The 21,515-nt window shown below is 73.2% G+C and carries 26 protein-coding genes and 1 pseudogene; 20 read left to right on the top strand and 7 right to left on the bottom strand.

What is annotated here, in order from left to right; genetic code table 11:
- Positions 1–11 precede the first annotated feature (11 nt).
- The 5 genes and pseudogenes from AC4BG9_RS10515 (at position 12) to AC4BG9_RS10535 (ending at position 3,281) form a co-directional block, all read left to right on the top strand.
- Positions 12–470 (top strand): GNAT family N-acetyltransferase, encoded by a 459-nt coding sequence (locus AC4BG9_RS10515; protein WP_490571044.1) that lies wholly within the window; start codon positions 12–14, stop codon positions 468–470.
- A 117-nt stretch (positions 471–587) separates the two neighbouring features.
- The gene (locus AC4BG9_RS10520) at positions 588–950 is read left to right on the top strand and encodes a YciI family protein (protein WP_490571045.1); all 363 of its coding nucleotides are present in this window, start codon (positions 588–590) and stop codon (positions 948–950) included.
- A 39-nt stretch (positions 951–989) separates the two neighbouring features.
- A pseudogene (locus tag AC4BG9_RS10525) lies at positions 990–1,175 on the top strand (RNA polymerase subunit sigma-24); the annotation flags it as partial.
- A gap of 208 nt (positions 1,176–1,383) precedes the next feature.
- Positions 1,384–1,806, top strand: coding sequence for a hypothetical protein (locus AC4BG9_RS10530; protein ID WP_490571076.1), 423 nt, complete (start codon positions 1,384–1,386; stop codon positions 1,804–1,806).
- 134 nt (positions 1,807–1,940) lie between these two features.
- Positions 1,941–3,281 carry a dipeptidase gene (locus AC4BG9_RS10535; RefSeq protein WP_490571046.1) on the top strand — a complete coding sequence of 447 codons (1,341 nt, stop codon included), beginning with the start codon at positions 1,941–1,943 and terminating at the stop codon, positions 3,279–3,281.
- 24 nt (positions 3,282–3,305) lie between these two features.
- Here AC4BG9_RS10535 and AC4BG9_RS10540 read toward each other — a convergent pair whose 3' ends face one another.
- Positions 3,306–4,295, bottom strand: coding sequence for an LLM class flavin-dependent oxidoreductase (locus tag AC4BG9_RS10540; protein WP_490571047.1), 990 nt, complete (start codon positions 4,293–4,295; stop codon positions 3,306–3,308).
- Between the two features lie 132 nt (positions 4,296–4,427).
- Here AC4BG9_RS10540 and AC4BG9_RS10545 point away from each other — a divergent pair, with 132 nt between their 5' ends.
- A complete protein-coding gene (locus AC4BG9_RS10545) occupies positions 4,428–5,099 on the top strand; it encodes a DUF2238 domain-containing protein (RefSeq protein ID WP_490571048.1) in 672 nt (223 codons plus the stop codon).
- Between the two features lie 23 nt (positions 5,100–5,122).
- Positions 5,123–5,773, top strand: a complete 651-nt coding sequence (locus tag AC4BG9_RS10550; protein WP_490571049.1) for a sulfotransferase family protein — start codon at positions 5,123–5,125, stop codon at positions 5,771–5,773.
- A gap of 51 nt (positions 5,774–5,824) precedes the next feature.
- On the opposite strand, the gene AC4BG9_RS10555 is transcribed toward AC4BG9_RS10550, so the two are convergent.
- The 4 genes from AC4BG9_RS10555 to AC4BG9_RS10570 all read right to left on the bottom strand — a co-directional run bounded on the left by AC4BG9_RS10555 (position 5,825) and on the right by AC4BG9_RS10570 (position 9,351).
- Complete coding sequence (locus tag AC4BG9_RS10555) at positions 5,825–7,123, bottom strand: RNA polymerase sigma factor (RefSeq protein ID WP_490571050.1); 1,299 nt, start codon at positions 7,121–7,123, stop codon at positions 5,825–5,827.
- 40 nt (positions 7,124–7,163) lie between these two features.
- The gene (locus tag AC4BG9_RS10560; RefSeq protein WP_490571051.1) at positions 7,164–7,532 is read right to left on the bottom strand and encodes a YciI family protein; all 369 of its coding nucleotides are present in this window, start codon (positions 7,530–7,532) and stop codon (positions 7,164–7,166) included.
- A gap of 141 nt (positions 7,533–7,673) precedes the next feature.
- A complete protein-coding gene (locus AC4BG9_RS10565) occupies positions 7,674–8,384 on the bottom strand; it encodes a CPBP family intramembrane glutamic endopeptidase (protein ID WP_490571052.1) in 711 nt (236 codons plus the stop codon).
- Between the two features lie 55 nt (positions 8,385–8,439).
- The gene (locus AC4BG9_RS10570) at positions 8,440–9,351 is read right to left on the bottom strand and encodes an excalibur calcium-binding domain-containing protein (protein ID WP_490571053.1); all 912 of its coding nucleotides are present in this window, start codon (positions 9,349–9,351) and stop codon (positions 8,440–8,442) included.
- Positions 9,352–9,557: 206 nt separating this feature from the next.
- Between AC4BG9_RS10570 and AC4BG9_RS10575 the strand changes: the two genes are divergently transcribed.
- The 7 genes from AC4BG9_RS10575 (at position 9,558) to AC4BG9_RS10605 (ending at position 14,888) form a co-directional block, all read left to right on the top strand.
- Positions 9,558–9,923: a PadR family transcriptional regulator gene (locus tag AC4BG9_RS10575; protein WP_490571054.1), complete on the top strand. Its 366-nt coding sequence runs from the start codon at positions 9,558–9,560 to the stop codon at positions 9,921–9,923.
- Positions 9,920–10,930 (top strand): hypothetical protein, encoded by a 1,011-nt coding sequence (locus AC4BG9_RS10580; RefSeq protein ID WP_490571055.1) that lies wholly within the window; start codon positions 9,920–9,922, stop codon positions 10,928–10,930. The genes AC4BG9_RS10575 and AC4BG9_RS10580 overlap by 4 nt, the downstream gene beginning before the upstream one ends.
- A gap of 25 nt (positions 10,931–10,955) precedes the next feature.
- Complete coding sequence (locus tag AC4BG9_RS10585; RefSeq protein ID WP_490571056.1) at positions 10,956–11,078, top strand: hypothetical protein; 123 nt, start codon at positions 10,956–10,958, stop codon at positions 11,076–11,078.
- Positions 11,079–11,081: 3 nt separating this feature from the next.
- Positions 11,082–12,272: a cysteine desulfurase family protein gene (locus tag AC4BG9_RS10590; RefSeq protein WP_490571057.1), complete on the top strand. Its 1,191-nt coding sequence runs from the start codon at positions 11,082–11,084 to the stop codon at positions 12,270–12,272.
- Positions 12,269–12,661: a DUF3099 domain-containing protein gene (locus tag AC4BG9_RS10595; protein WP_490571058.1), complete on the top strand. Its 393-nt coding sequence runs from the start codon at positions 12,269–12,271 to the stop codon at positions 12,659–12,661. The genes AC4BG9_RS10590 and AC4BG9_RS10595 overlap by 4 nt, the downstream gene beginning before the upstream one ends.
- An 84-nt stretch (positions 12,662–12,745) precedes the next feature.
- Complete coding sequence (locus AC4BG9_RS10600; protein WP_490571059.1) at positions 12,746–14,230, top strand: SulP family inorganic anion transporter; 1,485 nt, start codon at positions 12,746–12,748, stop codon at positions 14,228–14,230.
- Positions 14,231–14,285: 55 nt separating this feature from the next.
- A complete protein-coding gene (locus tag AC4BG9_RS10605; protein ID WP_490571060.1) occupies positions 14,286–14,888 on the top strand; it encodes a dihydrofolate reductase family protein in 603 nt (200 codons plus the stop codon).
- A gap of 9 nt (positions 14,889–14,897) precedes the next feature.
- On the opposite strand, the gene AC4BG9_RS10610 is transcribed toward AC4BG9_RS10605, so the two are convergent.
- A complete protein-coding gene (locus tag AC4BG9_RS10610) occupies positions 14,898–15,359 on the bottom strand; it encodes a hypothetical protein (RefSeq protein ID WP_490571061.1) in 462 nt (153 codons plus the stop codon).
- Between the two features lie 118 nt (positions 15,360–15,477).
- Here AC4BG9_RS10610 and AC4BG9_RS10615 point away from each other — a divergent pair, with 118 nt between their 5' ends.
- A complete protein-coding gene (locus tag AC4BG9_RS10615) occupies positions 15,478–16,059 on the top strand; it encodes a DinB family protein (protein WP_490571062.1) in 582 nt (193 codons plus the stop codon).
- A gap of 41 nt (positions 16,060–16,100) precedes the next feature.
- Here the strand turns inward: AC4BG9_RS10615 and AC4BG9_RS10620 are convergent, their stop codons facing one another.
- On the bottom strand, positions 16,101–16,565 hold the full coding sequence (locus AC4BG9_RS10620) for an SRPBCC family protein (RefSeq protein ID WP_490571063.1): 465 nt from the start codon (positions 16,563–16,565) through the stop codon (positions 16,101–16,103).
- A 91-nt stretch (positions 16,566–16,656) separates the two neighbouring features.
- On the opposite strand from AC4BG9_RS10620, the gene AC4BG9_RS10625 reads away from it, so the two are divergent.
- From AC4BG9_RS10625 to AC4BG9_RS10645, 5 genes are all read left to right on the top strand, one after another.
- Positions 16,657–17,994 (top strand): APC family permease, encoded by a 1,338-nt coding sequence (locus tag AC4BG9_RS10625; protein WP_490571064.1) that lies wholly within the window; start codon positions 16,657–16,659, stop codon positions 17,992–17,994.
- A complete protein-coding gene (locus AC4BG9_RS10630) occupies positions 17,991–18,383 on the top strand; it encodes a hypothetical protein (RefSeq protein ID WP_490571065.1) in 393 nt (130 codons plus the stop codon). Before AC4BG9_RS10625 ends, AC4BG9_RS10630 begins: the two co-directional genes overlap by 4 nt.
- 27 nt (positions 18,384–18,410) lie before the next feature.
- Positions 18,411–18,869, top strand: coding sequence for a DUF350 domain-containing protein (locus AC4BG9_RS10635; RefSeq protein WP_490571066.1), 459 nt, complete (start codon positions 18,411–18,413; stop codon positions 18,867–18,869).
- The gene (locus AC4BG9_RS10640) at positions 18,869–20,134 is read left to right on the top strand and encodes a glutathionylspermidine synthase family protein (RefSeq protein WP_490571067.1); all 1,266 of its coding nucleotides are present in this window, start codon (positions 18,869–18,871) and stop codon (positions 20,132–20,134) included. The genes AC4BG9_RS10635 and AC4BG9_RS10640 overlap by 1 nt, the downstream gene beginning before the upstream one ends.
- Before the next feature lie 94 nt (positions 20,135–20,228).
- Positions 20,229–21,515, top strand: a 1,287-nt coding sequence (locus tag AC4BG9_RS10645) for a DUF222 domain-containing protein (RefSeq protein ID WP_490571068.1), incomplete at its 3' end; no start/stop codon positions are given.

Below are 21,515 nucleotides of genomic sequence, written 5' to 3' on the forward strand. Positions count from 1 at the left end.
ACGATCGCGCCGTGCAGATCCGGCCAGCAGACTTCGACGACCCCGTGCTCGGGACTTTCCTCCAGCAACACCTGGACGACATGGCGCCCACCGCTCCGGCCGAGAGCCGGCACGCGCTCGCCCTCGACAGCCTCCGGGCGCCTGGGGTCCGGCTCCGGGTGGCGTACGACGACTCCGGCTCGATCGTGGCGACCGGCGCCCTTGCGGCACTGGCACCGGACCACGAGGAGCTCAAGAGCATGCGCACCGATCCTCGGCTCCGGGGTCAGGGGATCGCCGGCCAGGTGCTTGCGCACCTGCTTGCCGATGCTCGAGCACGCGGGGTCGCGCAGGTGTCCCTGGAGACGGGCAGCATGGACTTCTTCGCCCCCGCGCGGGCGCTGTACCGCAAGGCCGGGTTCGTGCCGTGCGGTCCCTTCGGAAGCTACCGGGAGGACCCGCACAGCGTCTTTCTGACGCTGCTCCTGTAGCCGGCGAAGAAGGTCCGGAGCCGATGTCGGATCCCTCCGTGCCCGTTCGACGTCCTGCTGAGAGGTGCGCAAGCACCACCAGCCGAGAGACGAGAGAAGGACACGACGATGCGCTACATGGGATTCGTACAGATGGACCCGTCCAAGGACGTCGACCCGCCCGAGGCCCTGATGAAGGCCATGGAGGAGCACATCTCCCAGGCGGTCGCCGCCGGGGTCTTCCTCGACGGCGGCGGGCTCGACGGCGGCCAGCAGTGCACGGGGGTGCGCCTGGCCGACGGCAAGGTCACCACCACCGACGGGCCGTACGCCGAGGCGAAGGAGATCGTCGGCGGCTACTCCGTCCTGGAGTTCCGGGACCACGCGGAGGCGGTCGAGGAGGCGCGCCGCCTGGTCGAGCTGCACCAGCAGCACTGGCCCGGGTGGCAGGGCTCGGTCGTCGTGCGCCGGATCTGGGACGCCCCGCCCCCGCAGGCCTGATCCTGAGTGGGCTCCGCGTCGCTCCCCTACGCTGCCTGGATGGGGAGCGACGCGGACCCGGTCGTCCACGCGCGCGTCACCGCTGTCTGGCGGCGGGAGTCGACGCAGCTGGTCGCCGCGCTCGTGCGGGTCACCCGCGACCTCGACCTGGTCGAGGACCTCGCCCAGGACGCCCTGGTCGCTGCCCTCGAGCAGTGGCCGGACGCCGGGATCCCGGCGAACCCAGGGGCCTGGCTGATGACGGTGGCCAAGCGCCGCGCGGTCGACACCTTCCGCCGCAACGCCGCGCTGCGCACGAAGACCGCCGAGCTGGGCCACGCGATGCCCGAGGGGAGCCGGACCGCGCTGACCCTGCGGCTGGTCGCCGGCCTGACCACCGCCGAGATCGCCCGCGCCCGGCCCGACCTGTGCCACGAGGGGATCCGGCTGTCCGGTGCTGCTCGAGGCCCAGGACCGGACCCGGTGGGACCAACTGCTGCGGCGACGCGGCCTGGCCGCCCTCGACCGGGCGCTGGCGGTGGCCCGCGAGCGCAGCCTGCCGATCGGGCCGGTCACGGTGCAGGCCCAGATCGCGGCCTGTCACGCCCGGGCGCGGACCGCCGAGGAGACCGACTGGCCCCGGATCGCCGGCTGGTACGACGCCCTCGCGGCGTCTGCTCCCGGACCTGTGGTCGAGGTCAACCGGGCGGTGGCGCACGGACGGGCCTTCGGCCCGGAGGCCGGGATGGCCGTGCTCGACGCGGTCGACCCGGCCGCCCTGCCGGGCTCACACCTGCTCCCCAGCGTTCGCGGCGACCTGCTGGCCCGCGCGGGCCGGCACCGGGCGGCGCGACGAGTGCCTGCGCGCTGCCCGTGATGGGTGATGACCGATGTCCCTGGACGACACCGCGCAGCGCGAGGCACGCTGGAAGACGCCGCCGCGTTCCTGGCGCCGTCCACCAGCGACGGCCACATGACAAGGGGACGACCACCTGAAAGGTGAGTGGCCAGATGGACCTCAAGACCCGGATCACCGAGCTGATGCCCCAGGCGCGTGCCGAGCTGGCCGAGCTGGTCTCGATCCCGTCGGTGTTCGACCCACGACAGTTCCCGGTCGAGGAGTGCACGCGGGCTGCGGAGTGGGTCCGCGACGCGTTCGCCGCGGTCGGGTTCGAGGACGCGCGGCTCGAGGAGACGCCGGACGGAAGCATGGCGGTGGTGGGCTCGCGGCCAGGTCCCGGCCCCGCTGCGCCGACGGTGCTGCTCTACAGCCACTACGACGTGCAGCCACCGCTCGACGACGCCGCGTGGCGGACGCCTCCGTTCGAGCTGACCGAGGTGGACGGGCGCTGGTACGGACGCGGCGCCGCAGACTGCAAGGGCAACATCGTCAGTCACCTGGCGGCGCTGCGGGCCCTAGGCGACGACGTGCCGGTCAACCTCAAGCTGGTCGTGGAGGGGTCCGAGGAGCTGGGCGACGGCGGGCTGGAGCGGTACGTGCCCGAGCACGCGGACCTGCTCCGCGCCGACGCCATCCTGGTCTGCGACACCGGCAACGCGGCGGTCGGGCAGCCGGCGATCACCGCCAGCCTGCGGGGCCTGGTCGAGATGGTGGTGCGGGTGGACGCGCTGCCGACCGAGCTGCACTCGGGGGTGTTCGGGGGAGCCGCCCCCGACGCCCTGGCCGCGTTGGTCGCCATGCTGGCCTCGCTGCGCAACGCGGCCGGGGACACCACGGTCGCCGGCCTGCCCCACGACGAGGTCTGGGACGGGGCGCCGTACTCGGAGGAGGCGTTCCGCAGCGACATCGGGATCGGGGACGAGGAGTCCCTGCTGGGGTCCGGGAGCGTGTCGGACATGCTGTGGGCCCGACCGGCGCTCACCGTCGTGGGGATCGACTGCCCGCCCGTGGTGGGGTCCAGCGCCTCCATCACCCCCACGGCGAGCGCCCGCCTGAACCTCCGCATCCCGCCGGGCACCGACCCCGACCAGGCCGAGCGTGCCCTGGCCAACCACCTGCGCGCGGCCGCTCCGTGGGGTGTCTCGGTCGAGTGCATCACCGAGTTCACCGGGGCGCCGTTCCGGGCCCGCACCGACGGGCCCGCCTACCGGACGATGCGCGCCGCGATGAGCCAGGCCTACGGGCGGGATCCCGTCCTCCTCGGGCAGGGTGGATCGATCCCGCTGTGCAACGTGTTCGAGGAGACCTACCCCGACGCCGAACAGGTGCTGATGGGCGTCGAGGAGCCGCAGACGCTGATCCACGCCCCCAACGAGAGCGTCGATCCCTCCGAGATCGAGCGGATGGCGCTGGTCCTGGCGCTCTTCCTGCAGGACTACACCGGTTCCTAGCCGTCGCCGAGGGCGGTCAGCGGGTCACCCCGCCAGCTCCATCACCTGCGCGACCATCTCGAAGGAGCGCAGCGTCGCCTCGGTGCTGCGCGCCATCGAGGCCACGATCAGCTCGTCGGCGTCGGCGTGCACGGTGAACTTGTCGAGGTAGTCGCGCACCTCCGCGGGGTCGCCCACCGCGGTGTAGTGGCTCATCTGCTTGATCTGCTGCCCCGACGGGGAGTCGAGGACGGCGTCGGCCTCGGCGTCGCTGAAGGTGCGGCCCCGGCCGACGAGCTGGCTGACCCGCAGCCGCTGGGACTCACGCAGCAGCGCGTGCGCCTCCTCGCTGGAGTCGCACGCGACCACGTTGACCCCGGCGATCACGTAGGGCTCGGCCAGCTGCTCCGACGGCTGGAAGCTGCGACGGTAGGTCGCCACCGCCTGGGTCAGCGCCTGGGGGGCGAAGTGCGAGGCGAACGCGTAGGGCAGGCCCAGGGCGGCGGCCAGCTGCGCCCCGAACAGCGACGAACCGAGGATGTAGAGGGGCACGTCCGTCCCCTTGCCGGGGATGGCGTCCACGCCCGGGATCTTCGAGTGGCCCGTCAGGTAGCCCTGGAGCTCCTGCACGTCGGTGGGGAAGGAGTCGGCCGACCTCGGGTCCCGGCGCAGGGCGCGCATCGTGTTCTGGTCGCTGCCGGGCGCGCGACCCAGGCCCAGGTCGATCCGGTCGGGGTGCAGCGTGGCCAGGGTGCCGAACTGCTCGGCGATCACCAGCGGGGAGTGGTTGGGCAGCATCACCCCGCCGGCGCCGAGCCGGATCGTCGAGGTGTGGGCGGCGACGTGGGCGATCAGGACGGCGGTCGCCGAGGAGGCGATGGTCGGCATGTTGTGGTGCTCGGCGTACCAGACGCGGCGATAGCCGGTGCGCTCCGCGAGCCGAGCGATCTCGACGCTGGCGCGGAAGCTGTCCGCCGCGGTGTCTCCGGCTCCTACTTGGGCAAGGTCGAGGATCGAGATCGGGGTGGCGGTCATGACGGGGCAACGGTCCGGCGCGGGGGGACTATTCCGGTCCGCCCCGGCGAGTGCGTCCGACGCACCGCGCCGGCCCGTGCGGTGCAGCGCGTCGGAGGCCCGCATTGGTCGCATCTGGCTAGCGTGGGTCGTGTGAGCGAACTCACCTCCCTCTCGGTCCGAACCCCCGTGCCGGGTCCGGTCGCCGTCATCGTCCTGGACGTCGCGGCCAAGGTGATGCTGGTGGGTCTGCTGATCACCGCGCTCCGCTACCCCGAGCTCGGCCACCTCGAGGGCAAGGGCTCCACCGCCCGGGCGGTCGGCTACCCGCTGGCGGCGTTCGTCGTCCCGGCCCTCTGGTTCCTGCGCTGGCGCCACTGGGTGACGTTCCCGTGGGTCGTGGACCTGATGGTCACGCTGACCTGCTTCACCGACACCCTCGGCAACCGGATGGACCTCTACGACACGGTGCGTTGGTTCGACGACCTGATGCACTTCGTCAACACCGGCGTGCTGACCGCCGCCTTCATCCTCCTCACCCTGCCGCCGCGGGCGACCCGCGGCCAGGTGCTCGAGCGCTCCCTCGCCTTCGGCGTCACCGCGGCGCTCGGCTGGGAGATCGCCGAGTACTACGCCTTCCTCAGCACCTCGGGCGCCGTCGACAGGTACGCCGACACGCTGGGCGACCTCGCGCTCGGCTCGCTCGGCTCGGTGACCGCCGGTCTGCTCGTGCACTGGGCCTGGCGGCACCACCACCTCCTGACGGCCGGGCCCCAGCCCCTGCTGCCCGGCGTGCACCCGCCGGGCTGGCGACCGCGGCGGTGACCCGGAAGCCCTACGCTCGCCGGGTGACCCTGCGACTGATCGGCGCCGGCCTGCCGCGCACCGGCACCTCGTCGCTCCGCGAGGCGCTGCGGCACCTGCTGGGCGCACCCGTGCACCACATGAGCGAGGTCTTCGCCCACCCGGAGCAGGCGCCCGTCTGGGTCGCGGCGATCGCGGGCCGGCCGCCGGTCTGGGACGACTTCCTCGCGGGGTACGCCGCCGCCGTCGACTTCCCGGCGTCGAGCTGCTGGCGCGACCTGGCCGCTGCCTTCCCGGACGCACCCGTGCTGCTCTCCACCCGCAGCAGCGCGGAGGCCTGGCACCGCAGCATGGCGGCCACCGTCGTCCCGCGGACCCGGGAGATCCTCGGCCGGCCGGAGACCGACCCGATGGTGCCGCTCTTCCGCGCGATCTTCCGCGACCTGCTCCCCGACGCCGGCGCCCCGGGCGACGTGGTGGCCGGCTACGACCGGTGGAACGCCGAGGTCCGCGCGGAGGTGCCGCCCGAGCGGCTGGTCGAGTGGCAGCCGGGCGACGGCTGGGAGCCGCTCAGCCGCGCGCTCGGCGTCCCCGTCCCGGACCTGCCGTTCCCCCACGAGAACAGCACCGCGGCGTACCGGTCGCGCGCCGGGCTGCGCACCCGGCGCGACGAGGCACGGACCCCGTCCGGCTGACGCGCGGCCTCGGTTCCAGGCGACCGGTGGCTCAGACCTCGGGTCCGTCCGTCAGCCGCTTCGCGGGGCGTGCGGCCCGCCACGCAGGTTGTGCTGCGCCCGCCCGTGCAGGAGCGCCCGCTCGCGCTCGTTCTGGGTGAGTGCGGCAGCCCGGGTGAACGCCGCGGCCGCCTCGGCGTGGCGCCCCGCCCGCTCCAGCAGGTCGCCGCGGACGCTCGGGATGAGGGCGGAGCCGCCGAGCGCGTCGTCGCCCAACCGCCCGACCACGGCCAGGCCGGCGTCGGGGCCGAAGGCGCGACCGTGCGCGACGGCGCGGTTCACCTCCACGACCGGGCCGGGGGCGGCGTCGGCCAGCACGTCGTAGAGGGCGGCGATGCGCCGCCAGTCGGTCTCCTGCGCCCGCTCCGCGCGGGCGTGCTGCACGGCGATCGAGGCCTGCAGGAAGTACTTCCCGACCGGTCTGCCGCCCGCGGCCAGGCGCTCGGCCCGGCGCAGGGCCTCGCTCCCGCTCCGGATCAGCGACTGGTCCCAGCGGGCCCGGTCCTGCGCCTCCAGCAGCACCGGGGCGCCGGAGTCGTCGACCCGGGCGGCCGCCCGCGAGGCCTGCAGCTCCAGCAGCGCCTGCAGCCCCAGCACCTCCGGGTCGTCCGGGGTCAGCGCCGCCAGCATCCGCGCCAGCCGGATCGCCTCGTGGGAGAGGTCGGGCCGCATCCAGTCCTCGCCGGCGGTGGCGGTGTAGCCCTCGTTGAAGATCAGGTAGATCACGGTCATCACGTCGTCGAGGCGCTTGGCCCGCTCCGCTCCGGTGGGCAGGTCGAACTCGGCGCGCACCTCGGCGAGGGTCCTCTTGGCCCGCGAGATCCGCTGTCCCATCGCCTTCTCCGACGCCAGGAACCCTCGCGCGACCTCGGCGGTGGTGAGCCCTCCCACCAGCCGGAGCGTCAGCGCCGCGCGCGACTCGGCCGTGAGCACGGGGTGGCAGGTGAGGAAGACCAGCCGCAGGACGTCGTCCTCGACGTGGTCGATCTGGGAGTCGAGATCGGGCATCGCCTCCTCCTCCCCCACGCCGGCGCGCCCGAGCTCGGCGACCCGTCGGCGCAGCACCTCGGCGCGCCGGAAGTGGTCGATGCCCCGTCGCTTCGCGGCCGTCATCAACCAGGCGCCCGGGTTGTCGGGCACGCCGCTCTCGGGCCACTGCTCGAGCGCGGCGACGAGCGCGTCCTGGGCGAGATCCTCCGCGAGGTCGACGTCGCGGGTCATCCGGGTCAGCGCGCCGACGAGGCGGGCCGACTCGGCCCGCCACGCGGCGACGACGGCCTGCTGGGGGTCGTCGGTCTGCTCTGCCGGCACCTGTGCAGCGTAGTGAACCCCCGTCGCGACCACCCGCTGCTCAGTCGCCCGGCGCCTCCGAGACCTGGCGCAGCGTCGCGACCACGGTCATCTCCGGCCAGTGCTTGGCGTGCAGGTCGGCGAAGAGCTGCTGGTCGGCGACGGCCTCCTCGAGGGTGTCGTACTGCAGGAGGGACCACCCGCCGACGACCTCCTTGGCCTCGGCGTACGGCCCGTCGACCCGGCTGACCTCGCCCTGGCGGACCACGAAGTTGACGGCGTCCTCGGTGCCGTAGAGCCCGCCACCGTCGAGGAACACCCCCTTCGCGGCGCGCTCACCGATGTATCCCTCCATCGCGGTGAACAGCGACTGCGGGGGCGGCGTGCTGACGCCCTCCTCCATCCTCACGAACCCCATGAAACGCGGCATCTCGATCACTCCTACTGGTTGCTGGAAGATGCTTCTCGCACACACGTCGAACGACCGGGCGCTCCTTCGACAACGAACCTCGAGTTTTTTCCCACCGCGTCCACGGCGAGGGGCCGGCCCTCGCCCGCGCCGCTGTCCGACCTATCCGCCGACGCGCTGGGCGATCGTCGGGATGAGGATCGGGAGGTTGAGACACAGGTGCAGCAGCATGCAGGCCGGCAGGTTCCGCGTCCGCGCGTAGAGGACGTAGAGCGCAAGGGTTCCGACGCCGCTCGTCCAGAGCCATGCGGGACCGAAGAACGCCACGTGCGGGGCGATGAAGAGCGGCATCGTGAGCGCGAAGGCGACCCAGCGACGTCCGGTCAGCTCGGTGAGGCGTTCGATCGGATAGCCGCGATAGACGATCTCCTCGCAGACGGCCGCGGAGACGATCATTGCCAGGACGGCGATGATCGGCAGCGAGGTGATCGATGCCGTGCCGGAGTCCTCCTCCGGAGGCCAGAAGGTCAGGACGACCCACTGCCACGTCATGGCGAAGCCGAACAGGTAGAGCGCCCACTCGACCTCCTTCCCCTGCGGACGCCGCAGGCCGATCGAGGCGAGGGGACGACGCTCGACGAGCAGCACGTAGGCGAGCAGGCACGCGACCGCCAGCACGTTCCACGGGATCGACGACGCGGGACCGGGTAGCGGTGGCTCGACGCCGACCGCCCGGCTCAGCCGCGGCAGCCACATCGGCGAGTAGGCGATGACGAGGCCCACCACCCCGACCAGCCAGGGCAGCCACCCCCGCCGGCCAGCCGTGCGGCCAGGCGGTGCGGAGGACGGGATGGTCCGCGGCGAGCGATTCATAGAGTGGCCACTCTAGAGTAGTCACTCGCCTGATGCACGCAAGGTGCTCGACGGCCTATTCGCAGGCCACGCCGTCGCCGTCGCCGTCCAGGTGCGGGCCGTAGCCGGGGTCGCCGCGGCGGACCGGCGCGAGCCCGGCCGCTCGCGCCGCGGTGCAGTTCTCCAGGTGGAGGGCGCCCCCGGGGGCGGGCGGGGCCGGGGCGCCCGGGTCGGTGAGGTCGTGGTCGACGCGCACCGGCGCCCCCGAGTCAGGAGTGGCAGGCTGCTCCGGACAGCCGGTCAGCACCCGCTCGATCGCCGCGCGCTCGGCCGGGGTGACCCACAGCTCGTACTTCGCCTTCACACTCACCTGACGGGCCACGTAGTCGCAGCGGACTGCTCGGCGCGGCGGCAGCCAGGTGGCGGCGTCGCCGTCCCGCTTCTGGCGGTTGGCCCCCGCGTCGACGGGCAGCAGGTTGAGCGGGTCGTTGGCCAGCGCCGCCCGCTTCCGGACGTCCCAGTCGAAGGCGCCGGTGGCCCAGGCGTTGCCGAGCGCCACCACGTGGTCGACGTCGACCAGGGCACCGTGGCCGAGGACGAAGTCGATCCGGCTCCCGGTGTAGGGATCCGCGAGCGTCCCGGAGGTGACAACGCAGTCGCGGGTCCCGGGCTCGAAGGCGAGGTCGACCAGGTGCGCGGCGAGCACGTCGTTGCGGGTGTCGCACCCGTTGCGGTCGGCGTCGAGCCAGGCCGGGCCGAACCGGGCCCGGTCGTATCCGGTCATCGGCGCCCGGCCCTTGGTCTCCAGGGTCGCCAGCAGCGCGGACGCCGTGCCGTGCGGTGCCACCGACGCGGCGGGCAGGGGCGGCGCCTGGGTGGCCCTCGTGGGCTCCGCCGTCGAGGGACCGGGCTCGACGAGGGTGCAGCCGCCCAGCGCGACCAGTGCGACTGCCGCCTGCGCCGCGCGTCTCGTCAGCCCCCTCGTCATGGCGTGACCATAAGCCGAGGACCGGCCCGGTCGTGGGCGTTGCGACGGGTCGACGCTGTCTGGGCCCACGTCGAGCGTGCTGACATGGAGTCAGGCCGAGCCGGCGACCGGGCCCGGCGCAGACGCCGCCGAGGATCCCCTGGCCGACCCCTGACCGGAGATCCTGAGTGCTGACATCTATCTAGATATGCTGCATACTTAGATACGTGACCGACACCCCTCGCTGGCCGATGCCCTGGATCCGGGCCGGGCTGGATCTGGCCGTGCTGGGCAGCCTGACCGGGGGGCCCCGGCACGGGTATGCCATCGCCCAGGAGCTGGCGGCGCACGGCCTCGGGGTGCTCAAGGGCGGCTCCCTCTACCCGGTCCTCAACCGGCTGGAGGAGGCCGGCAGCGTCGAGGCCGCCTGGGTCGAGGGCACGGGGGGCCCGGGGAAGCGGGAGTACCACCTGACCGCGGCCGGTCGCGCCCGACTCCACGAGGAGCTCACCTTGTGGCGCGAGCTCGCGGAGACGTTGAGCGCCATGGCCGGCGACGGCACCGGATCGACCACGACGGGGGAGACACGATGAACGAGACCGACGAGCGATCCGCGGACCTGGAGCACTGGCTCGACGAAGCCCGGCTCGGACTGGTGCTCGCACACGTGGCGGCACCGGTGCGCGACGAGATCCTCCAGGAGGCCCGCGTGCTGATCGACCAGACCGGCGACTCCCCCGTCGAGCTCTTCGGCGAGCCTCGTGAGTGGGTGGACGGGCAGCTCGCCGAGCGCCGGAGCCAGGGCCTGCCCTCCGTCATCCCCGAACCGAGCAGCAGGTGGCGCGACGTCGCCGTGATCGGCATGTACCTGGCCGCCGGGCTCGCCGTCACCTTCCTCGTCGTGGGGGTGGCCCAGGAGGGCTGGGGGCTCGACTACGAACTCGGACTCCTCGGCTTCCCCGTCCTCGGCGGGCTGGTGATGGTCAGCGCCCTCACCGCCTGGGAGAAGACGCTGGCCCGACGTCCGGTCGGCGTCGCGATCGCCGTCGGTGGGACGGTCATGGTGGGCGGGAGCCTCCTCACCGCCCTGCTGATCTGGTGGAGCAGGGAGCACCCCATCGGGCAGGCCGGCGCCTGGCAGCTCGTCCTGCTGGCACTGGCGTGCGCGCTGGCGGGCCGGGTCCTGGACAGCCTGCTCCCGGGCAAGGAGCCCGCCACCTGGCGCGCGCCGCGGGACGACGAGGAGTGGCTGCGGGTGCTGGCCGGCGTCCTGCGTCTGCGCGCCGACATGCCCGAGTCGCGGGTGCGCACCCTGGTGGCCGAGGCACAGGCCCACGCCCTCGAGGCCGGCACCACGCTGCAGGAGGAGTTCGGACGCCCCGAGGACTACGCGGCGCACTTCCCCGTGGACCGGGCCAACCGCACCCGGCGCAAGGCGTGGCTCCACTCGGGGCTGGCCGTGCTCGCCGGCTCCCTCGCCCTTCCGCCCGACGGCAGCTGGAGCAGCCGGGTCCTGACCGTGCTGTGGGCCTCCCTGGCCGCCTGGGAGTGGCGGCGGGTCCGGCGCTCCGCGGGATCGCCCGCCACCGGGGGCCGATGAGGGTCCGCGGTGTCAGGATGGCGGTATGCCCACGCCCCGCGTCGTCGCTGTCAGCCGCGACGAGACCCACCGCTTCAGCAAGGTGCCGGCTGAGTCGATCACCGTGACCCTGCCCGAGGGCCCCCACCGCCCGCTGGCGCCGGTGTAGGTCATGACCCGGCCCCACGAAGCGCCCCGCCGCACGGTCTACCTGGATCACAACGCCACGACGCCGGTCGATCCGGCGGTGACCGAGGCGGCCCTGCCCTACCTCCAGGACCACTTCGGCAACCCGTCGAGCTCGCACGAATTCGGGGCCGAGCCGCAGCGGGCCGTGGCACGGGCCCGCGCGGAGGTGGCCGCGCTGATCGGCGCCCGAGAGCGGGGAGGGACGGTGGTGTTCACCGGCTCCGGCTCCGAGGCGAACCTGCTGGCCCTGCGCGGCAGCGTGCTCTCCGCGTCGGCACCGCGGACCCACGTCATCACCCAGGCCACCGAGCACCCGTCGGTCCTCAGCACCTGCGAGGCGCTCGCACGACACCACCGCACCCGGGTCTCGCTCCTGCCGGTCGCCGACGACGGCGTCGTGGAGCCGGCCCTGCTGGCCCGGCTGCTGGAGCAGCCCTCTTCCGGGGCGAGGGCCGGCGAGCGGACGCTGGTCTCGGTGATGGCCGCCAACAACGAGACCGGTGCCCTGCAGCCGATCGCGGAGCTGGCGGCGATCGCCCACGAGCACGGCGCGCTCCTCCACTGCGACGCGGCCCAGGCGGCCGGGAAGATCCCGCTGGACGTGGAAGGGCTGGACGTGGACCTGCTCACCGTCGTCGGACACAAGATGTACGCCCCCAAGGGGATCGCGGCGCTCTACGTGCGTGCCGGGATCGACCTCGAGCCGGTGGTCTACGGCGGTGGGCAGGAGGCGGGACTCCGAGCGGGGACCGAGAGCGTGGCCCTCATCGTCGCCCTGGGGACGGCGGCACGGCTGGCCGCCGAGGACCTGGCCTCAGGCTCCGAGCAGCGACTCGCGGCGCTGCGCGACCGGCTGCACCACGCACTCGAGCACGGGCTGCCGGGCCGGGTCCGGCTCAACGGACCCGAGCGCGAGCGGCTGCCGAACACGCTCAACGTCAGCGTGAGCGGCGTGCTGGGCCACGAGCTGCTCGACTCGGCGCCGACGGTGGCGGCCTCGACCGGGTCGGCGTGCCACAGCGGTGAGCACACTCCGTCGCCGGTGCTGACCGCGATGGGAGCCGACCGGGACCGTGCCCTGGGCGCGCTGCGGCTCTCGCTGGGGCGCTGGACCACGACGGAGGAGATCGACCTCGCCGCGGCGGAGCTGGTGCGCGCGGCCTCCCGAGCGTGACCGACCCCTGGCGCGTCGCAACGGCGCAGCGTCAGGAGGTCAGCACCGAGTTCCCCGGCACCGCCGAGCGCGAGGAGCCGGCCTGGCGGGCCTGGCTGGAGGAGCTCGCCGTCACCTCGCCGGAGACGCAGACCGCGTGGCAAGGTGGACCGATGGGACCGGACCGCCCCCGCTTCACGGTCAGCACCGCCCGCGAGGCCCAGAGTGCGCGCCTGCGGCGGCGCCGGCGCTGGTACCTCGCACTGATGGGCACCTGCCTCGTGCTGATCCTGCTGGCGTGGAACCTGGTCCGGCTCTGGTCCACGTCCGCGGCCGTCGCCATGTCCGTGGTCGCCGCGGTGCTGCCGCCGGTGGCGGTGCTGGTCGCCAACTGGGGCGAGGACCACTGAGGGCGGTACGGCGGCAGACCCGCTCCCGGTCGCCTCGTACCCTGCCCGACGGGCCTGTCCGCCCTGTCCTCGAAACGGAGCCACGTGAGCACCACCCTCTCCCCCGCCGCCGACGTCACCGTCCGCACCGCCCTGCGCTCCCCACGCCTGCTGCGCACCGAGGCGCTGGGCGGGCTGGTCGTGGCGCTGGCGCTGATCCCCGAGGCGATCTCCTTCTCGATCATCGCCGGCGTCGACCCGCGGGTGGGGCTCTTCGCCTCGGTCACCATGGCGATCTCGATCTCGTTCCTGGGCGGGCGGCCGGCGATGATCTCCGCGGCCACCGGGGCGGTGGCGCTGGTGATCGCGCCGGTGATGCGCGACCACGGCCTGGACCACCTGATCGCCACCGTGCTGCTCGGCGGCGTGCTGCAGATCGCCTTCGCCGTGGCCGGGGTGGCGAAGCTGATGCGGTTCATCCCGCGCCAGGTGATGGTCGGCTTCGTCAACGCCCTGGCGATCCTGATCCTGGTGGCGCAGCTGCCCCACCTGGTCGACGTGCCGTGGCCGGTCTACCCGATGGTCGCCGTCGGCCTGGCCGTGATCGTCGGCCTGCCCCGGCTCACCACGGCCGTTCCCGCGCCGCTGGTCGCCATCGCGCTGCTCACCGCCTTCACCGTGCTGGCCGCGGTCGACGTCCCGGACGTCGGCGACGAGGGCGAGCTGCCCGACAGCCTGCCGTCGCTCTTCCTGCCCGACGTCCCGTTCACCTTCGAGACGCTGCAGCTCATCGCGCCGTACGCGCTGGCGATGGCCCTGGTCGGCCTGCTGGAGTCGCTGCTCACCGCCAAGCTGGTCGACGACGTCACCGACACCGGCTCCGACAAGACCCGGGAGGCGTGGGGCCAGGGCGGCGCCAACCTGATCACCGGGCTCTTCGGCGGCATGGGCGGCTGCGCGATGATCGGCCAGACGATGATCAACGTGAAGGTCTCCGGGGCTCGCACCCGGATCTCCACCTTCCTCGCGGGCTTCTTCCTGCTGGTGCTGGTCGTCGGGTTCGGCGACCTCGTCGCCCTGATCCCGATGGCCGCGCTGGTGGCGGTGATGATCATGGTCGCCGTCGGCTCCTTCGACTGGCACAGCGTCGCGCCGGCGACGCTGCGCCGGATGCCGCTCTCGGAGACCCTGGTGATGGTCGCCACGGTGGTGGTCACCGTGTGGACCCACAACCTGGCGATCGGCGTCGGGGTCGGCGTCCTGGTGGCGATGACCCTCTTCGCCCGGCGGGTGGCGCACCTGACCGAGACCCACCGCACCCTCGACGAGGGCGGCGCCGTCGCCGTCTACCGGGTCACCGGCGAGCTCTTCTTCGCCTCCAGCAACGACCTTTACACCCAGTTCGACTACGCCGGCGACCCGGCGCGGGTGGTGATCGACCTCTCCGCCGCGCACGTCTGGGACGCCTCCACCGTCGCCGCGCTCGACGCCATCACCACCAAGTACGAGCGGCGTGGCAAGGCGGTGGAGATCATCGGCCTCGACGAGGCCAGCGCCGCCCGGCACGGCCGGCTCACCGGCCGGCTGTAGCCCTCCCGGCCTCAGGGGGTGGCGCCGCCGGCCGCGGGGCCCCTAGCGTCTCTTCATGGGCATCGTGACCGCGGACATGGCCGTCTCCCTCGACCTGGTCGGGGCCGGCCGAGACCAGTCGCTGGAGCACCCCTTCGGACCGCACGTGGGCCACCGGCTGCACACCTGGATGTTCGAGCACCACGACGAGAGCGCCGCGGAGATCGAGGCGATCGTGCAGGCCCGCGCCTACGTGATGGGCCGGCACATGTTCGGGCCCGACCGCGGCGAGTGGGACCTGGGGTGGACGGGCTGGTGGGGCGACGAGCCGCCGTACCACGCCCCGGTCTTCGTGCTCTCCTCCCGGCCGCGGGAGCCGGTGCGGATGAAGGGCGGCACCACCTTCCACTTCGTCACCGACGGCTACGACGCCGCGCTCGCGCTGGCCCGCGAGGCCGCCGGGGAGGGCGATGTGTCCATCGCCGGCGGGGTGAGCACGCTCAACGCCTACCTGGCCGCCGGCGACGTCGACGAGCTGCGCCTGCACGTCGTGCCGTTCACGGTCGGCGCCGGCCTGCGGGTCCTCGACGGGGTCGACGACCTGGCGATGACGCCGGTCTCGGCCCGGACGACGCCGCACGTCACTCACCTGGTCTACCGGCACGACCCGCTGGACTGAGACGTCCGGTCAGGACGTCGCCGGGTCGACCTGCGGCCACCCCAGCACCAGCGCGTCCAGCTGGGCGAGGGTGAGGAACGACGGGTTGCTGCCGGCGGGCATCCGGATCACCTCGGCGCCGCGGAGCGCGGGGTGCGCGAGCAGCTCGTCGCGGCCCACCGGCCGGGGCAGGGCCCGGAGGGTGACCGGCATGACGAGCCCGCCCTCGTCGTCGAGCGTCGCCGGCCCCGTGGTGCGGCCCTGGGCGTAGAGGCCGGCGCGATGGCGCCGGTCGCCGCCGCTGACCCACAGCAGCACCGCCTGCCCGGGGGCGATCAGGTCGGTCCGGTAGCTGCGGCGTACGCACCTGGTGGCGACGGCGGCGAACCCGCTCGCCAGCAGGTCGTCGACGGGGGTCACCCGCGGGTCGGTCTTGAGCAGCCAGGCGCCCAGCGACCCGGCGTGGATCGCGCGCGGACTCGCCGGGCTCATCGGGCTCGCTGCTCTCCGCCGGTCCTCACCGACCACATGGTGGCGGGTGTCGCGGACGACCGCCAGGTGGGGGGCGCGCCCTGGACAGCACGCCCCCGGATCCGCCACAGTCAGGAGGATGGAAGCCACCCCCGCACAGAGCACGGTGCGGGCCGAGTCCGGCCTGAGCGACGACGACTTCGCGCCGGGCTGGGCCGACGACGACCGGCCCCGGATCCCTCGGGTCGCCGGTGAGCGGGAGGCGCTGACCGCCTACCTGGAGTACTACCGCGCCACGATCGAGCTGAAGTGCCGGGGCGTGAGCGACGAGGACGCACGGTCCCGTCCGATGCCGCCCTCCACCCTGTCGTTGCACGGGATCGTGCGACACCTGGCCGACTGCGAGCGCTGGTGGTTCCAGCAGAACTTCGAGCGCCGCGACGTCTCGCTCCTCTTCCCCGTCACCGACGGTGTCGAGCTCGACTTCGAGCCGCCTCCCGACGCCGACCTGGAGACCGACCTCGCCCGCTGGCGCGCGGAGTGCGACGTCTCCCGCGAGATCCTCGCCGCCCACGACCTCGACGACCGCGCCCGGCCGCTGGACTGGGACGAGGAGGTCGACCTGCGCTGGCTGGTGCTGCGGATGGTCACCGAGTATGCCCGGCACTGCGGCCACGTCGACCTGCTGCGCGAGGGCATCGACGGCCGCATCGGCGCGTGAGCGCCGCGCCGAGCTGACCGGCGACCCGGCCGGGACCCCGGCTACGCCTCCGGTCGGGACTCCAGGGTGCTCGCCAGCCAGCCGTTGCGCGAGGCCACCAGGCGGCGCAGGTAGCGCCCCAGGACCAGCGCGTCGACCGCCCGGCCGACCGGCCCCAGGGGGGAGCGGAAGCAGATCTCGTCGGTCATCGTCGTCCCGCCGCGCCCGTCCGGCTCGAAACGATGACGGTGACGCCACACCGCGAACGGCCCCCGGACCTGGACGTCGACGAACTCCTCGGGCCGTCGGTGCTCGACGACTCGCACCGTCATGCGGAACGGCAGTCCGAAGTGCCGCGCCTGCCACGTCACCCACTCCCCCGGACCCAGGAGACCCTCCGTCCGGCCGGCCACGGCACGCTCGCCCGAGCGGCCCATCGAGGCGGTGTGGGCGTCCACGGAGAGCGACAGGTCGAAGCACCGGGACGGCGGAGCCGCGACGTGGGTCGTCAGGCGGAAGCAGGGCACGCGACGATGCTAGGGCCGGGGACTACCCTGAACCCGCTGCAGTGGCGCGTCGAGTGACGAACGGACCGCAGCCCGTCGAGAGGACGCGCGCATGTCCGGGAGCCTCGCCCCGCGCTCGGTGGGGTTGACCGTCTCGACGGTCTTCTCGCTGGCCTCCACCGCCCCGGCCTACTCCCTGGCCGTCACGGTCGGGCTGCTCGCCGCGATGGTCGGCGACGCGGCCCCGCTGCTGCTCGCCCTCGCCGCGCTCCCGGTGGTGCTCGTCATCCTCGCCTTCGCCGAGCTCAACGCCGTCGAGCCCGACTGCGGCACCTGCTACGCCTGGACCTCCAAGCCGTTCGGGCGGCGGGCCGGCGTCCTGGCCGGCTGGATGGTGATCGCCGCCTGCGTGCTGGTGATGAGCAACCTGATGCAGGCGGCGGCGATCTACGGCTACACGGTGGTCGGGCTCGACGGCCTGGCCGACTCCCGCCTCGCCCAGGCGGGCGCCGGGATCGTGCTGCTGGTCGCGATGGCGGCGCTGGCCGCGCGCGGCATCACCCTGGCCGCGCGCACCCAGCTGACCCTCTTCACCGTGGAGGCGCTGCTGCTGGTCGTCTTCGCCGTCCGGGCCGCGCTGGCGACACCGCTGCCGCCCACGGCCGGGGTGGCGAACCCCGACCTGAGCGCCTCGGGCGTGGTCGCCGCCTTCCTGGTCGCGGTCTTCCTCTACTGGGGGTGGGACTCCTCCTTCTCGGTCAACGAGGAGTCCGAGGACCCGGTGGCCACCCCGGTCCGCGCCGCCCTGACCGCGATGGGGCTCCTGGTCGTCCTCTACGCCGGGTTCGCCTGGGCGATCACCTCCTACGCCGGGGTCGACCGGCTGGCCGCGGTCGGCGAGGGGGACGTGCTGGCCGAGTTCGGCAGCCGGCTGATGGGCTCGACCGGCGGCACGATCCTGGCCGGCGCCGTCCTCGTCTCGGCCCTGGCCAGCGCCCAGACCACGATCCTCCCGTCGGCCCGGGCGATGTTCTCGATGTCGCGGCGCGGCGACCTGCCCGCCGTGCTCTCCCGGGTCACCTCGACCGGCTCCCCGGCGACCGCGACGTGGGTCTTCACCGGGCTCGCCGCTGCCACCTACGCCGTCCTGGTCGTCACCAGCGACGCGGTCCTGGCCGACTCGGTCGCGGCCACCGCGCTGCTCGTCTCGGCGTACTACGCCCTGACCTGCGCCGCCGTCCCGTTCTACTTCGGCCGACGCGACAGCGCCGAGCGGCCGGTACGCCGCATCGTTCTTCCCACAGCCGCAGCGGGTACGTTCATCTCAGCCCTGGTCCTCAGCGCGCGGGACAGCTCCACGACCTCCCTGGTCGCCGCCGCCCTGGTCCTCGGCACCGGGCTCGCCTACCCCAGCCTGACCCGTCACTCCCAGCAGAGGCAGGACCGATGACCACCACGCCACGTCGACGCATGCGCTCCGCCTCGGTCGCGCTCGGCGTCACTGCCCTGGCGGCGTCCGGACTGACCGGCTGCGCCACCACCTCCGCCGACTACGCCGCGGTCTGCGTCGACCCCGACACCCAGGAGCGGGTCGACGACGACCAGTGCGACACCAGCCGCGACTACAGCGGCGTCGGTACCGGCTTCTTCTGGTACTACCTCGGCGCCAGCTCGCGGGTCCCGCCCGTGGGCGGCCTGGCCACCGGAGGTACCTGGCGCGGCAGCGGCCTCAACGGCAGCGTGCAGCGCGGCGGGCTGCCGGCCACCGGCGGCTCCAGCGTGAAGTCCACGACCACCAAGGGCGGGTTCGGGGTCTCCAACCGCGGCTTCTCGTCCTGACCTGCCCATCCCCGACCAGGAGAACCCGTGACCGACCTGCTCAACGCCGTCTTCCACGCCATCGTCTACGCGCTGGTGTCGGGGGTGATCCTCATCGTCGCCTACTACGTCCTCGACCTGGTGACCCCCGGCCACCTGGGCAGCCACCTGCACGGCACCGACGAGTCCGGCAAGGCCTCGGTCCACCTGCAGTCGCGCTCGGCCGGACTGGTCGCCTCGGCGTGGATGATCTCCAACGCGCTGGTGCTCTTCACCGCGATCTGGGTCAACGGGGCGACCGACCTGGGGTGGCCGCTGGCCTGGACGGTCTCCTTCGCCATCCTCGGCGTCGCGCTCAACGCGGCGATGCTCTTCGCCATCGACGCGGTGACGCCCGGCAACCTGCGCCAGATCGTCACCGAGCCGGGGCCGGTCCGCCCGCTGGCCTGGCTGGCCGCCGCCTCCGCACTCTCGGTGGCCGCCATCGTCTGCGCCAGCATCGCCTGATGTGGCGCCATGAGATCAAGCCGCGCCCCGACTGGCAGCGGATCGTCACCGAGCAGGGCCTCGTCTTCCCGGTCACCGAGCTGCCCGACGGCACCACGCGGCCCTACTGGAACGAGTCCGCCTGGTACGAGGTGACCGGCGACGAGGTCGACGCCCTCGAGGCGGCCACCGAGGAGCTCTGGGCGATGTGCGTCGACGCCGCCGGGCACATGGCCGCGACGATGTCGGATGAGCGGCTCGGGCTGCCGCCGGGCACCATGGAGGTCGTACGCCGCTCGATCGCGCGGCAGGACCCGTCGCTCTACTCCCGGTTCGACCTCGTCTACGGCGCCGACGCCTCGATCAAGATGCTGGAGATCAACGGCGACACCCCCACCGGGCTGGTGGAGACCGGCGTCGCCCAGTGGCGCTGGCTCGAGGACCGGATGCCCGAGCTCGACCAGTGGAACAGCGTCCACGAGCGGCTCGTCGGCGGGTGGCAGCGGCTGCGCACCTCCGGCGCCACCGACGGCGACGAGCTGCACTTCTTCTACGACCTCGGGGAGGGCGAGAACTACGACGACGGCGAGATGGAGATGACCGCCCACTACCTGATGGACACCGCCGTCCAGGCCGGCTTCGCCACCCTCGCCCACCCGATGGCCGAGATCGGGTGGAACCCGGACGCCCGCGAGTTCCGCGACGCCCACGACTACCGCGTCCGCAACGCCTTCAAGCTCTACGCCTGGGAGCAGATGCTGGCCGAGCCGTTCGGGCGCCACATCGTCGAGGAGCGCGAGGCCCGTCCGGTCAACTGGTTCGAGCCCGCCTGGAAGGCGATGCTCTCCACCAAGGCGCTGCTGCCGGTGCTGTGGGAGCGCAACCCGGGCCACCGGCTGCTGCTCCCCGCCTACTTCGACGACCCGGGCGACCTGGAGGACTGGGTCGCCAAGCCGCTGCACGGCCGGGAGGGCGACAACATCCGCATCCACCTCGCCGACGCGCTCGAGGACATCGAGATGCCCGGCTCCTACGGCGCCGAGGGCTACGTCTACCAGGCCTACACCGACGTGCCGGTCTTCGACGGCAACTACGTGGTGATCGGCTCGTGGGTGATCGACGGCGAGGCGGCCGGGATGCTGGTGCGCGAGTCCGACGGCCCGATCACCGACTACTTCGGGCGGGTCTGCCCGCACGTCATCTCCGACGCCCTCTCCCCGGACGACGCGCAGCGGCAGGCGTGGCTGGCCGAGCGGGTGGGACCGAGCGCGCCGACGCTGCGCTGAGCCTTCTACGACTTTTTTCGAACTGGTGTTCGCACTCTGAGACGGGGCCTGCGGCAGGGGTGGAAGTGTCGGTGGCGACTGGTTGGGTTGACTCATGTCGACCACCCGCCCCGCCACTGCGGCACCCGGTGCCGCCGGTGCCCCCGGTGGGTTCGGTGGGTTCGGGGTGCCCTCGCGGGTCGGGGCCCTGGTCGCCGCCGCCCGGGAGGCGGTCCGCTCCGCCGGCACCCTCGACACCTCCACCGTCCCGCTCACCGAGCTCGGTGAGGTGATCCAGACCGTCGCCGAGCTCGAGTCCGCAGCCACGGCCCTGCGGCTGGCACTCTCCGCCGAGGCCGACGCCCGCCAGATCGCCGACGACCCCGACGTCGGTGGCGCCGCCACCGGCACCGACGCCTGGCTCGCCGGGCTGCTGGGCTCCACCCGCGCCTCCCAAGCCGCCGGCGTGCGGTTGGGAGAGCTGCTGAAGACCACATACACCGCGACCCGCGAGGCGTTCGCCGCCGGACGGCTCCGCGCCGACCAGGTCCGCGTCATCGTCGAGGCCGCCGAACAGGCCCCCGACACCGCCACCCCCGAGCAGGTCGCCGAAGCCGAGGAGCACCTGGTCGCCAAAGCCACCGGCGACGCCACCCGCTCCGGCCGGCCGATGAACGCCAAAAGGCTCCGCCAAGCCGCCCGCCGCATGTTCGACCCCGTCGACCGCGACCTCGCCGACGCCCACGAACACAAGATGCTCACCCGCGAGAAGCACGGCGCCGACCAAGAAACCTTCTTGTCGCTGCACGACAACGGCGACGGCACCTGGAGCGGGAAGTTCCGCATCCCCGAGCTCCACGGCCACCTCCTCGACACCGTCCTGGGCCACCTCACCTCCCCCCGCCGGCTCGCCGCCAAGCGCGCCGCCGACGGGACCCGTCAGAGCGTGATCGACGAGTCCGCCCCGTCGTCGCAGTCCTACCTCCTCACCCAGGGCCAGGCCCTGTGCGAGCTCATCGAGCACCTCCCCACCACCGGCCTGGCCACCTCCCAGGCCACCGTCCTGGTCACTCTCAGTCTCGACGCCCTCCTGACCGGGATCGGCGCCGCCAAGCTCGACACCGGCACCACCATCACCGCCGGCGAGGCCCGCCGCCTGGCGTGTGGGGCCGGGCTGGTCCCGGCCGTGCTGGGGAGCCGCTCCGAACCCCTCGACCTGGGCCGACTGACCCGACTCCACACCGCCACCCAGCGCCGCGCGCTCTCCCTGGTCTACGACAGCTGCGCCGTCAGCGGCTGTGAACGCCCCTTCGCCTGGTGCGAGATGGTCTTCCCCCGGTCTCGTGGACACCGTCACAGTGGTCGAAAGACCACGGAGAGGTGTCTAGATGACGACCTATTC

It is taken from the genome of Nocardioides sp. Z40_12, from assembly GCF_058215795.1.

What these genes read in the sequence shown, in the direction of transcription:
- AC4BG9_RS10520 (WP_490571045.1), top strand. Translation starts at nt 588, where the DNA reads ATGGGATTCGTACAGATGGACCCGTCCAAGGACGTCGACCCGCCCGAG.
- AC4BG9_RS10535 (WP_490571046.1), top strand. Translation starts at nt 1,941, where the DNA reads ATGGACCTCAAGACCCGGATCACCGAGCTGATGCCCCAGGCGCGTGCC.
- AC4BG9_RS10540 (WP_490571047.1), bottom strand. Translation starts at nt 4,295, where the DNA reads ATGACCGCCACCCCGATCTCGATCCTCGACCTTGCCCAAGTAGGAGCC.
- AC4BG9_RS10560 (WP_490571051.1), bottom strand. Translation starts at nt 7,532, where the DNA reads ATGCCGCGTTTCATGGGGTTCGTGAGGATGGAGGAGGGCGTCAGCACG.
- AC4BG9_RS10565 (WP_490571052.1), bottom strand. Translation starts at nt 8,384, where the DNA reads ATGAATCGCTCGCCGCGGACCATCCCGTCCTCCGCACCGCCTGGCCGC.
- AC4BG9_RS10570 (WP_490571053.1), bottom strand. Translation starts at nt 9,351, where the DNA reads ATGACGAGGGGGCTGACGAGACGCGCGGCGCAGGCGGCAGTCGCACTG.
- AC4BG9_RS10580 (WP_490571055.1), top strand. Translation starts at nt 9,920, where the DNA reads ATGAACGAGACCGACGAGCGATCCGCGGACCTGGAGCACTGGCTCGAC.
- AC4BG9_RS10585 (WP_490571056.1), top strand. Translation starts at nt 10,956, where the DNA reads ATGCCCACGCCCCGCGTCGTCGCTGTCAGCCGCGACGAGACCCACCGC.
- AC4BG9_RS10590 (WP_490571057.1), top strand. Translation starts at nt 11,082, where the DNA reads ATGACCCGGCCCCACGAAGCGCCCCGCCGCACGGTCTACCTGGATCAC.
- AC4BG9_RS10605 (WP_490571060.1), top strand. Translation starts at nt 14,286, where the DNA reads ATGGGCATCGTGACCGCGGACATGGCCGTCTCCCTCGACCTGGTCGGG.
- AC4BG9_RS10610 (WP_490571061.1), bottom strand. Translation starts at nt 15,359, where the DNA reads ATGAGCCCGGCGAGTCCGCGCGCGATCCACGCCGGGTCGCTGGGCGCC.
- AC4BG9_RS10615 (WP_490571062.1), top strand. Translation starts at nt 15,478, where the DNA reads ATGGAAGCCACCCCCGCACAGAGCACGGTGCGGGCCGAGTCCGGCCTG.
- AC4BG9_RS10625 (WP_490571064.1), top strand. Translation starts at nt 16,657, where the DNA reads ATGTCCGGGAGCCTCGCCCCGCGCTCGGTGGGGTTGACCGTCTCGACG.
- AC4BG9_RS10630 (WP_490571065.1), top strand. Translation starts at nt 17,991, where the DNA reads ATGACCACCACGCCACGTCGACGCATGCGCTCCGCCTCGGTCGCGCTC.
- AC4BG9_RS10640 (WP_490571067.1), top strand. Translation starts at nt 18,869, where the DNA reads ATGTGGCGCCATGAGATCAAGCCGCGCCCCGACTGGCAGCGGATCGTC.